Genomic DNA, 11,965 nt, shown 5'->3' with positions numbered 1-11,965 from the left:
GGGTGGGGAGTAGGGGAGGAGGGGAGTAGGGGAGGAGGGGGGTAGGGGAGTAGGGGAGTAGGGGAGTAGGGGAGTAGGGGAGTAGGGGTTAGGGGTGGGTTCCCTGTTCCCTGTTCCCTGTTCCCTCTTTTCTGGAGATGTCTACTGATTATCCGGACATGATATTACAATTAACAATTAATAATTAATAATTAATAATTAAATAATTCGCGCCTTGAAGCCTCCCCTTTTAAGGGGAAAAAAGCGGTCTCCGGATGGCGATCTTCGGAGCGGCTCTGATAAGAGCGGGTCCCCTCGCCATATCCAATCAACCAAGAGAAGAAATAATATTTCCTTATTTTCAATTCCGTAGCGGTTTTAACCAGAGGTAATTATCCATTATCCATTATCCATTATCAATTAATGAAATGAACACTTATATTCATCCCGCCCCTCAGCAATGCCAGTAAAAGTATTGAAAACAAATTAATACTTTCTTAATGGCAGGTAGATAAGAGAGATAATATAATTGAGCGCTCCTGATTTCCTCTAGTTCCAGTTTTGAATAATGTCAAATATTAAACTTGACAAACTACTCTGCTATCGTTACTATACTAAATGAAAATAAATGTCAATTATTTACATAAATTAATGGATAAAAAATATGAAGATAAATCAGAGTTTAATGTAGATAAAAAGGAGAAACCATGGGGATTTACATTTCTGGGAGACAGCAACAATATTGAGTTGGAAGAGGAAAACAACTATCATACTCTTAAAGAAAATTATCAACAAGTATTAGAAACTACCTTTCCACTCACACAAGCAAAACGAGGCGATCGCTTACATATTATTACTATCAATGCTATAGGTGAAATGGCTCATCGCTTGAAAAAAATGGGGTTGATAGTAGGAGTTGAACTAGAGGTAATTAGTAACAACCCCAGTGGTTCGGTAATTGTAGCAGTAGGAGACCGCAATATTGGTTTGGGACTTAACCCTGCTAGCAATATTATTGTCTCTGCCAAAATTATTCTTTAAGAAGGCAGAAGGCAGAGGGCAGGAGGGAAAGAAAGGTTCAAATAGAGAAGGTTTTTGATCGCCAATTATCCGAACATGATATTAAACCGCCACAGAAAAGATAACGTTAGAGGTAATCAAAATGAATGTAGCCGATTTGAAAACAGGGCAAATGGCAATAGTCGATCGAGTGTTAAGTATTGGTCGCGATCGAGGAATTGTTGAGAGACTCGCAGCAATGGGAGTAGTTTCTGATAGACCAGTGCAAGTCTTGCGAGCGGGGAGCTTTCAAGGGCCTTTGCACATTCGAGTCGGTTTAAGCACAGAAATAGCTATCCGACCCCATGAAGCAGAAATGATCGTGATTAAAACAGATGGGGATGAGGAAACAAATTCATCAGCAGATTATGAGATGCTCCCCAAATCTGTAATGAAGTTAACTAAACAAGTTAAAACTCTCTCATTACTGACATTAACTGCCATTGTTGTAGTTGTTCTGGCTGAAATTTATCAACTTTTGAATAATGGAAATATCGATGGAGGCGATCGACAACAAACTACTGCTAATATTGTTTCTAATTCAACTTCACAATTAACAGAAAATGAAAATTTAGAGACGGTAGATACAACTTTATCTGCACCAACAATAGTCGGAAATTCGGATGCCGTAAATGATAAATCTGGTTCCCTTGAAACGACAAATCAAGCAACTATTGAAAATACTATTAATCCCGTAGTAACAACAACTAATTCTGCGGTTGAAAATGTAGAATCAATAGGCAAAAAAATTACTGATAAAAAAGAAATTGCTAGATTAGAACAAAAACTCTATACTGATATCGATAAAAACTGGAAAAAACCAGTCAAACAAACAGCAATTTATCTAGTTAAAGTAGATAAAAATGGAGAAATTATTTCTTACGAAGCTTTTAATCAAATAGCAAAAAATCATCTGAGCAGTACACCACTGCCGAATTTAGTTAAGCCTAATGCTACGAATAAAACAGAATGGACTGAGTTTGCTATTTTACTTTATGCAGACGGTAGTCTAGAGATAGAGCCAAAGTAATGAACGAAGGCAGCTATGCTGAGGGCAGAAGGCAGAAGGGAAGAAAAGTTTAGAAAGGATAAGTTCAACAATTAATAATTAATAATTAATTATTACTTCTCCTTGAAAACTTATAGGATTGACTCAAAGGAAAATTGAAAATTTTTTCTTGTTTCTCCTTTAAAGGAAAGGCTTTAAACCTTAATTATTCCCTAGAAGGGAGTTATGCTGTTTGCGCAGTATTCCGCAGGAAAGGTAGAAGGGTGCAAAAGTATGGCTCTGGGTTTTGAAAAAAATTTCTTATAGTAAAGAAACAGAGATAAGAGTTTTATACTTTGCGCTCTATTTCTGAATTGTATATCCTGCATGAACTGACATATTTTCATTTGTACAGTTTTCTATAGAAAAGAGAAGTAGAATAGGGAAGTATTTAGGGTTGAGAGCTGATTTATAACTATAAATATTCAGCTTTTCAATATTTGCCGATCGCTTTGCATTTCTGCTTCTATTTTTCTGCTTTTTTTGCTCTATATAAACATAAGCATTTCCTGCGGAATGCTGCGCAAACAGCTATTAGCAACAAAATTCTCTCCTTAAGGACAGTGTTTAAATGGATATAGACTTTAAGGGCAACGGAGCTAACTTTTCTAGTAAGACAATTAATAAAGCTTTTATCCTAAACTAAAAGCAATAGCTGTTAACACAGTTCCTCCGATAGGAGGCTAGCTGCTGGCTGAATGCTTACATATAAACCCTCGAAATATTCTGGAAAAATCTCCACAAAAACTAAAAGACTTCTAAAAAGAATCCCTAATTTTCAGAATTTATGTTTATAATAAAGCTATAAAAATATCTCGCTAACTTTAAAATCAATAATTCAGTAACAAATGACGGAAAAATTATGGTCAATAGCCTCCCCCTTTTAAGGGGATAAAAAGCGGTCTAGGGATGGCAAGGTTTCGGAGCCATATCTAATCTAATCGACCAAAAAAAAGAGAATATTCCAGATTTTAAGCCTCCTTATTGCAGAGGTACTGATAACTGATAACTGATAACTGATAACTGATAACTGAAATGACTTGTCACGCCACTAAACCTACAACAATATCAAAATCCCAATCTACAAAGAGAGTTGCTTTAATTGGGATGCCAAATACTGGAAAATCTACATTTTTTAATCGAATTACTGGAGTTTCTGCTCATGTGGGAAACTGGCCTGGAGTAACAGTCGATCTTTTGCAAGCTAACGTCAAAATAAATGGTGAAACAACTGAATTTGTAGACCTACCGGGAATTTATAACTTTAACGGTTTTTCAGAAGACGAAAAAGTTGTTCAAACATTCCTAGAAAACTATGCCATTGACTTAGTATTAGTGATTATCAATGCTGCACAAATTGACCGTCAAATTCGACTGCCATTACAGATAAAAGCCTTGGGTTTACCAGCAGTTTTGATGCTCAATATGTCCGATGAAGCAAAACAATATGGAATTAAAATAGATACAGAGGAATTATCAAAACGATTAGAAATGCCAGTGTTTCTAATTAGTGCTAAATATGGCAAAGGCTATATGAATGCTTACATGGCAATTTCTGAACAGTTAAAAAAGGTAGAAAATTCCGTCAAATTAAATAATTTAACATCTTGGATAGAAGCACAGGAAGATATTTCTCTTAGCGATATAGATACGGTCTTAAATGGTGCTGTAGTTATGCCTTCTCAAATGGCAAAAAACTTCACAGCTCAAGTTGACAAAATACTCCTTCATCCAGTGTGGGGTTTACCCTTATTTTTCTTAGGAATGTTCCTTGTTTTTTGGGCAGTTTGGAACATCGGACTTCCCTCAATAGACTTGCTCGAAATAGTTGTTGAATGGGTACAATCATCAATTGTTGAACCTCTAGTTCAACCTTTTCCACAGATACTTCAAGATTTTCTCCTTAATGGAGTTTGGGCAGGGGTAACTACAGTTGCTTCTTTTGTGCCATTAATCATCGTATTTTTTATTATTATGGCAGTACTAGAAGATAGTGGTTATCTATCACGTTCCGCCTATTTAATGGATGCCTTTATGGCAAAATTAGGTTTAGATGGACGTAGTTTTGTACTGCATATAATGGGGTTTGGTTGTAATGTACCAGCATTAATGGGAACTAGGGTAATGCGATCGCCTGCTTTGCGGTTATTAACTATGTTAATTATTCCTTTTGGTTTATGTTCGGCGCGACTGCAAGTATTTGTATTTATTATTGCTGCAGTATTTCCTAATGGCAATGGAGCGATAGTTTTATTTTCTCTATATATCCTCAGTTTTCTGGTTGCTATTATCACCGCAGCATTATTTCAAGGGGTATATAAAAATGAAGAACCTTTCATTCTAGAATTGCCTCCTTATCGTTTACCTACATTAAAACAAGTTTTACTGAGAAGTTGGGGAGAAGTAAGAGAATTTTTAGTCAGAGCATCAGGCTTTATTACTGTTGGTTGTATTTCAGTTTGGGTACTTACAAGTTTACCACCAGGTGCAACAGGATTAGATACAATTGGTGGTCAAATTGGTCAATTTATGAGTCCAATTATGGACCCAATTGGGATTAATCCTTATTTAACATTATCTCTATTTTTTGGCTTTATTGCTAAAGAAATAGTAATTGGTTCTTTGGCTGTTATTTACAGTATGAGCGAACAAAATGTTAGTAGTAATATTGCCGAGACAGTTACTTTTATTCAAGGATACAGTTTCTGTATTTTTTGTTTGCTTTATACCCCATGTTTATCTACTTTAGCAACTATAGTTAAAGAAGCAAAATCATGGAAATTTTCCTTACTTTCTTTGGTATTTCCATTAGTTTTAGCTTGGGTTTCTAGTCTTATTTTCTATCAAGGGGCTTTGGCTTTAGGTTTCTGAAATAAATGTTAGTTGAAAATTAGTTTATAGCTTTTTGTTAAGGTAGGGAGTAGGGAGTTTAGGGGACAGGACTTACGCAAAGACACTACATATAGTAGATAAAAACTATAGCACTATGGTATATATAGTGCTTTTACTATGAAAATGCGTAAGTCCTGATTATGTCTTAACAATAGCAAAAATCTTGAGGCGATCGCTATAAAACTTTAAGCAATCGCCTAAATTAGTAGACGCTATATATAGTGTCCTTGCGTAAGTCCTGATGAATATAGACTGTTTCAGCCAGCTAGAGAGCGTAAGTATAAATTCTGACTCAATTAGTAAAGCTTTTATCTCAAACTAAAAGCAATAGCTGAAATTTGCAGTTCCTCCGTAGGAGGCTGGCTGATAACTCAGTTCCTCCGACAGGAGGCTAGCTGACGGCTGAATGCTTACCTACTCCCTACTCCCTACTAAAGAGCAAAAAGAATTTCCATACGCAAACCCGAATTAGAAAATTTCTGTGAATTCTTGTTCGATATAGTAAAAAATATTAATTCGGATTTCTTTGTTTATCCACAGACGCAAAGTGATGCTGAACTAATTAGGGCCTGCTGAATAAAGTTTTTTTTTCAGCAAACCCTAATTATTAATTGTTGAACGTTCCTGACAATCTGGTTTGAGACACAACTGCGGTTAGATGGTGATATTATTGAAGTTAGACCAATACACTATTTTTGCATATTTTTCTTCTATCCTTATATATAGGTACATAGTTGACATCCTCCCGACGCTGCTCTACGAGACAGCGCACCGATTCCCATCCATCAATCAAACATACTGTAGGGGCGATTCGCGAATCGCCCCTACACTGAAAGATTCAGGGCGGGTTGACACCTCACTGGAAAATGCTGGCAAAGCCAGTCTAACGCTTCCTCCGTGTCCGATAAATAATCGACCAGTGCCCCTCGGCGACTTGATTGAACAGTTACAGTAATCTTAACCTTGGTTTTTAGTTAAGCAATATTTGTATGTTAACAGATTATCTGTAAAACCGCTCTTATTGATTGGCATTCCCATACGACGCTCCCCTACGGGAGAGCGCGGATCTTCTGCCAACATTTTGATAAAACCGGATAAAATTAATGATGCTCAAGAGATTTCATCGGCATAAACCAAAATTTTCCGGTCTTATCTAAGGAGCCATGTAGAAATAACAGGAGCCACTTGACTATTCCCCGCAGCTATTGCCGAGGGGATTCTAAGTTGATACTACACAACAGGATAAATTCTTGTTGCTTCGTTTCTCATGATTCGGACCAAAGATATATTCTTTGGGGACAATTTCCGCGGTGCCCCTACACAGTCGGCTTAAGTCTAAACCATGCTTGGCTGCTTACTTTTGTATATCCAGGTAATAGCACAGGACAACTAAAGTTGTCTAGTCTAAACGACTCGCTTGTTTTCATCCCCCGGTTAAAACACGCTTGCTCTCAACGTCGCTTTTCGGTAAAAATAAGTTGTACAAATTTTATTTGGGAGAAATTGTGAAATATAGCTTCCATTAAAAAAACTGTTCAGGTTATTTTTGCACAAGTCCTATCCTTAGTGGCCTCACAGACTAAAAATTTACCGAAAAATTGTGGTTTAAAGCCTCCCCTTTTAAGGGGATAATAAAGAAAAATTTTCATTATTAGTCAATCCTCTTCTTTCAAGGAGAGGTAATTATTCATTATTCATTATTCATTATTCATTGTTGAAGGACAGTTAAAATGCTTAGTCACTCAAACCAAGAACAGCAAACAAACAGTCAAGAAACTAACTCAACTGATAGTGCCTACGTTTCAGCACCTCCTACGGTCTCCCTTCCTGAAGGTGGAGGGGCAATACGAGGTATCGGTGAAAAGTTTTCTCTTAACCCTGTAACGGGAACAGGTTCCCTGAGTATACCCATCTTTACATCACCAGGTCGCTCAGATTTCTCACCGGAACTTTCTATCAGTTACGACTCTGGGGCTGGAAATGGAGTATTTGGTTTAGGATGGAACCTTTCAATTCCTTCAATTACTCGGAAAACCGATAAAGGTTTGCCCCAATATCAAGATGCACAGGAATCTGATGTTTTTATTCTGTCTGGAGCAGAAGATTTAGTACCCGTTATCAGACCTGATGGCACTCGTGAAGTCTTAGATTCCCCCGATGGTGAGTTTAAGATTCAACGCTATCGTCCTCGAATAGAAGGCTTATTTGCTCGGATTGAACGCTGGACTGATGTGAATTCTGGCGAAATCCACTGGCGTTCTATTTCTAAGGATAATATCACTACTCTCTATGGCAGAACGACTGAGAGTAGGATCGCAAGTCCTGATAATCCACAACGCATTTTTAGCTGGCTGATTTGCGAAAGTTACGACGACAAGGGCAACGGGATGCGCTATGTTTATAAGCCTGAAGATTCAGAGGGGATTAACATAGCCTTAGCCCATGAATACAACCGCACTAATGAGATCCGCTCGGCAAACCGCTATCTGAAACGCATTCAATACGGCAATCAAATACCTCGAAAATCTAATGAAGATTTAAGTTTCAGGAAGGATTGGTTGTTTGAGGTGGTGTTTGACTACGGAGAACATGACTCAGATAATCCTACTCCCAATGATTCTGGAATTTGGTCGGTTCGCAATGACCCCTTTTCATCCTATCGATCTACCTTTGAAGTACGGACTTATCGTCTGTGTCAGCGGGTGCTGATGTTCCATCATTTCCCAGATGAAGCGGATGTGGGGCAAAACTGTTTGGTGCGTTCGACCGATTTTACCTATTCCTATGAACAAAACCCTGCGGATGTTCGCAATCCTATCTATTCTTTACTGTTATCGGTGAAGCAAACAGGTTACAAGCGTGATTCCCAGGGTAACTACATTCAGAAATCTTTACCGCCTCTAGAATTTACCTATAGTGAACCCCGAATTAATGAAACTGTGCGTGAAGTCGATCGCGGCAGTCTGGAGAATTTGCCCCAGGGGTTGGATGGTACTCGCTATCAGTGGGTAGACCTCGATGGAGAAGGGTTATCTGGCATATTGACAGAACAGGACGATGGGTGGTATTATAAGCGCAATCTCAGCCCGATCAATACCATTCAGGACAATGATCAGACCCATATTGAGGCTAGTTTTGCGCCAGTAGAACGGGTGGCTACTAAACCTGCTACTGGGCTAAGGAATGGGGCACGGTTTCTCGATCTGGCGGGGGATGGGGAACAGGATTTAGTAATGCTACAGAGTCCAACACCGGGTTTCTATGAACGCACCCAAGACGAACATTGGCAAACCTTTGTTCCCTTTAAGTCGCTACCCGAACTGGATTGGGATAACCCCAATTTGAAATTTATTGACTTGAATGGGGACGGCCATAGTGATGTTCTGATTACTGAGGATGATTGTTTCGTTTGGTATCCGTCTCTAGCGGAGGAAGGGTTTAGTGCAGCAGAGCGAACCTACCAATCCTGGGATGAGGAGAAAGGACCTCGAATTGTGTTCGCGGATAGTACCCAATCTATTCACCTGGCTGATATGTCTGGGGATGGACTGACGGATATTGTGCGGATTCGTAATGGGAAAGTATGTTACTGGCCAAACTTGGGATATGGGCGCTTTGGGGCAAAGGTAACGATGGGCAATGCTCCTTGGTTCGATGTACCCGATTTGTTTAATCAGCGTTGGATTGTATTGGCAGATATTGATGGAACTGGTACTACTGACATTCTCTACTTAAGCCGTGAAGGGGTGCAGGTTTATTTCAATCAGTCAGGGAATAGTTGGTCAGCAAAAAGGGTGTTGCCATCGTTCCCGGCCATCGACAATGTGGCGTCGGTAACGGCGATCGACCTTTTGGGTAATGGCACTGCCTGTTTGGTATGGTCTTCATCCCTACTGGGTAATGCCCAGCGCGTCATGCGCTACATTGATTTGATGGGTGGGCAAAAGCCACACCTACTGGTTAAGACAGTGAATAATCTGGGTGCGGAAACTGTTGTGCAGTATGCTCCTTCTACTAAGTTCTATCTGCAAGACAAATTGGCAGGTAAACCTTGGATTACAAAGCTACCATTTCCAGTTCATGTAGTAGAACGGGTGGAGACTTACGATCGCATCAGTCATAATCGCTTTGTGACTCGCTATGCTTATCACCACGGTTATTTTGATGGGGTGGAACGGGAGTTTCGCGGCTTTGGCATGGTGGAACAGTGGGATACGGAAGAGTATAACGATTTTCAGAAAGCTGGTCTGTTCGATCCAGGAACGAATGCCCTAGAACAATCTTTGCACGTTCCTCCGATTCATACAAAGACCTGGTTTCATACAGGGGTTTATCGCGATCGCGACCATATTTCCCAACTCTTTGTGGAGGATTATTATCGAGAACCCGGCATCAGCGACCAAGATTTTGCTGCTCAGTTGTTACCCGATACGGTGTTGCCAGAGGGGCTAACGCTACGGGAAGAGTATGAAGCTTGTCGTGCCCTCAGAGGTCAAATTCTACGGCAGGAAGTCTACGCTCTGGATGAGTCGGAGAAGCAAACGCATCCCTACACGGTCTCTGAGCGCAACTATGTGCTGCAACTGTTGCAGCCTCGGCAGGATGACCAATATTCGGTCTTTTTTGCCCATCCCAGTGAGACTCTCGACTATGCCTATGAGCGCAATCCAGCAGATCCTCGGGTGAGCCATCAGTTGACGCTGGCGGTGGATGATTATGGCAATGTCACTGAGGAGGCGGCAGTGGCTTATCCTCGGCGGCGATCGCAATCCTCCCATAGCGAAACGGTTTTAGAGGACCAAAGCAAGGTTCTCATCACCCTGACGGAAAACTGGCTGGAGAATCGGGCCGATGAAGCGGATTGGTATCGCATTGGTATCCCCATTGAAACACGGGTCTACGAACTCACGGGATTGCCACTGTCTTCAGAGCGTTACACCTTGGATGATTTGCGCACTGGAGTTGCAGTGGCAACTGAAATTCCCTATGAGGCAAGTGCCAGTCCAGAGGTGTTGCAACGGCGGTTAATTGAGGGCGATCGCGCCCTTTACTACAACAACGATCTAACAGCGCCTCTGCCTCTAGGGGAAATAGAGTCTCTCGCATTACCGTATGAAAGCTATCGTTTAGCCTTTTCCCCTGGCTTGCTGGAACAAGTTTATGGAGAGAAGATTAGCGCCAATGCCTTCATGGACGTATTACGAGATGAAGGGGAATATCGGGAATTAGACGGGGATGGTTATTGGTGGATTCCCTCGGGTCAACAGATTTTTGACCCAGCCCAATTTTACATGGCCACAGAGTTTCGCGATCCATTTTGGTTTGCAAATCGGGGGACCTATCGAACTCGCTATGATACCTATAGTTTACTGGCGCTTGAGACCCTTGATCCCCTAGAAAATAAGATTCAGGTCCGCAATAATTACCGAACACTCCAGCCCCAGCAGATAACTGACCCCAATGGTAATCGCTCAGAGGTTGCATTTGATGCCTTGGGCATGGTGGTGGGCACAGCTATCATGGGGAAAGAGAGCGATAACGAGGGGGATTCCTTAGCGGGGTTTGAGCCAGATTTGGATGAAGCGATGATTCAGTTTCATATGTTGAATCCGTTGGCGGAGACCCATGAAATTCTAGGCAATGCTACAACGCGGTTAGTTTACGACTTGTGGGCGTACTATCGGGCAAAGGATACTGTTCCGGAAGGGCCGATGTTGGGTCATGCCCCGGTTGTGTATACCCTGGCGCGGGAAACCCATGTCTCGGATTTGGCTCCTGGAGAACAATCCCTGGTTCAGCATAGCTTTCTCTACTCCGATGGATTTGGTAGAGAGCTGCAAACTAAGATTCAGGCGGAACCAGGTTTAGCGCCGTTGCGGGATGGGGTAACGGGTGAGCTGATTCGAGAAAATGGTGAGCTCAAACTTGGGGAAACGAATCCTCGATGGGTGGGCACGGGGCGCACGGTGTATAATAACAAAGGCAAACCAGTTAAGCAATACGAGCCATTTTTTAGTGCGACTCATTTGTATGAATCAGAAGCGGACTTGGTGGAGTGGGGTGTCACGCCGATTATTAACTATGATCCGCTGGAACGAGTAATTCGCACGGATTTACCCAATGGTACTTTCTCAAAGGTGGCGTTTGATGCCTGGTATCAGGAAACCTGGGATGAGAATGACACGGTTTTAGAGAGCCAATGGTATGCGGAGCGGGGCAGTCCAGACCCTGCTGGACCCCAGCCTGCAGCTCAAGAGCAACGGGCGGCATGGTTGGCCGCGAAGCACGGTAATACACCGGGTGTGACTCATCTGGATGTGTTGGGGCGATCGGTGTTGGTGGTGGCCGATAATGGGATTGCCGAGGATGGTTCGGTTCAGAAATATGAGACGTACACGGAGCTGGATATTGAAAATAATCAGCGATCGGTGACGGATGCCCTGGGGCGAGCGATCATGGTGTATAACTATGATATGCTGGGAAATGTGGTGCGGCAGCGAAGCATGGAAGCGGGCACTGTCTGGATGGTAAATGATGTGGCGGGGAATCCCAGACGACAGTGGGATAGCCGTAACCATACCCAACGGCTGCGCTATGATGAGCTGCAACGCCCGACCCATGTATTTGTAGAGTTTGAGGATGGAACCGAGAAGCTGGTGGAGCGGATGGTGTATGGGGAAATCCATCCAGCGGCGAATCGCAATTTGCGCGGACAGCTTTATCAGCACTATGATGGGGCTGGGGTAGTCACCAATCAGCGGTTTGATTTTAAGGGTAATGTGCTAGAGAGCAGTCGGCAACTAGCCCAGGAATACAAAGAGACAGTGGATTGGTCGGTTCTGTCAAACTTGACTGAGCTACAGGCCATTATCAATGCGGCCTGCAATCAACTGGAGCCGGAAGTTTTTACCAGTCGCACCCAGTACGATGGACTAAACCGTCCGGTGATGATGGTGACGCCTCATAACAATGCCACTCGCCCCAATG

4 protein-coding genes are annotated in these 11,965 nt (G+C 42.0%); all 4 read left to right on the top strand.

Annotated elements, in window-relative coordinates; translation table 11 throughout:
- The first annotated feature begins 630 nt into the window (after nucleotides 1-630).
- Nucleotides 631-1,020, top strand: a complete 390-nt coding sequence (locus F6K54_RS29450; protein WP_293085733.1) for a FeoA family protein — start codon at nucleotides 631-633, stop codon at nucleotides 1,018-1,020.
- Between the two features lie 121 nt (nucleotides 1,021-1,141).
- On the top strand, nucleotides 1,142-2,068 hold the full coding sequence (locus F6K54_RS29445; RefSeq protein ID WP_293085730.1) for a FeoA family protein: 927 nt from the start codon (nucleotides 1,142-1,144) through the stop codon (nucleotides 2,066-2,068).
- Between the two features lie 1,053 nt (nucleotides 2,069-3,121).
- The gene (gene feoB / locus F6K54_RS29440; protein WP_293085727.1) at nucleotides 3,122-4,957 is read left to right on the top strand and encodes a ferrous iron transport protein B; all 1,836 of its coding nucleotides are present in this window, start codon (nucleotides 3,122-3,124) and stop codon (nucleotides 4,955-4,957) included.
- Between the two features lie 1,751 nt (nucleotides 4,958-6,708).
- The coding region (locus F6K54_RS29435; protein WP_293085724.1) for a SpvB/TcaC N-terminal domain-containing protein at nucleotides 6,709-11,965 on the top strand (5,257 nt) is incomplete at its 3' end.

Origin of the sequence: Okeania sp. SIO3B5, from assembly GCF_010692555.1 — a bacterium.
GTDB lineage: Bacteria > Cyanobacteriota > Cyanobacteriia > Cyanobacteriales > Microcoleaceae > Okeania.
Note: the sequence above shows the minus strand (reverse complement) of the source record. Positions and strands in the feature narration are given on the sequence as shown.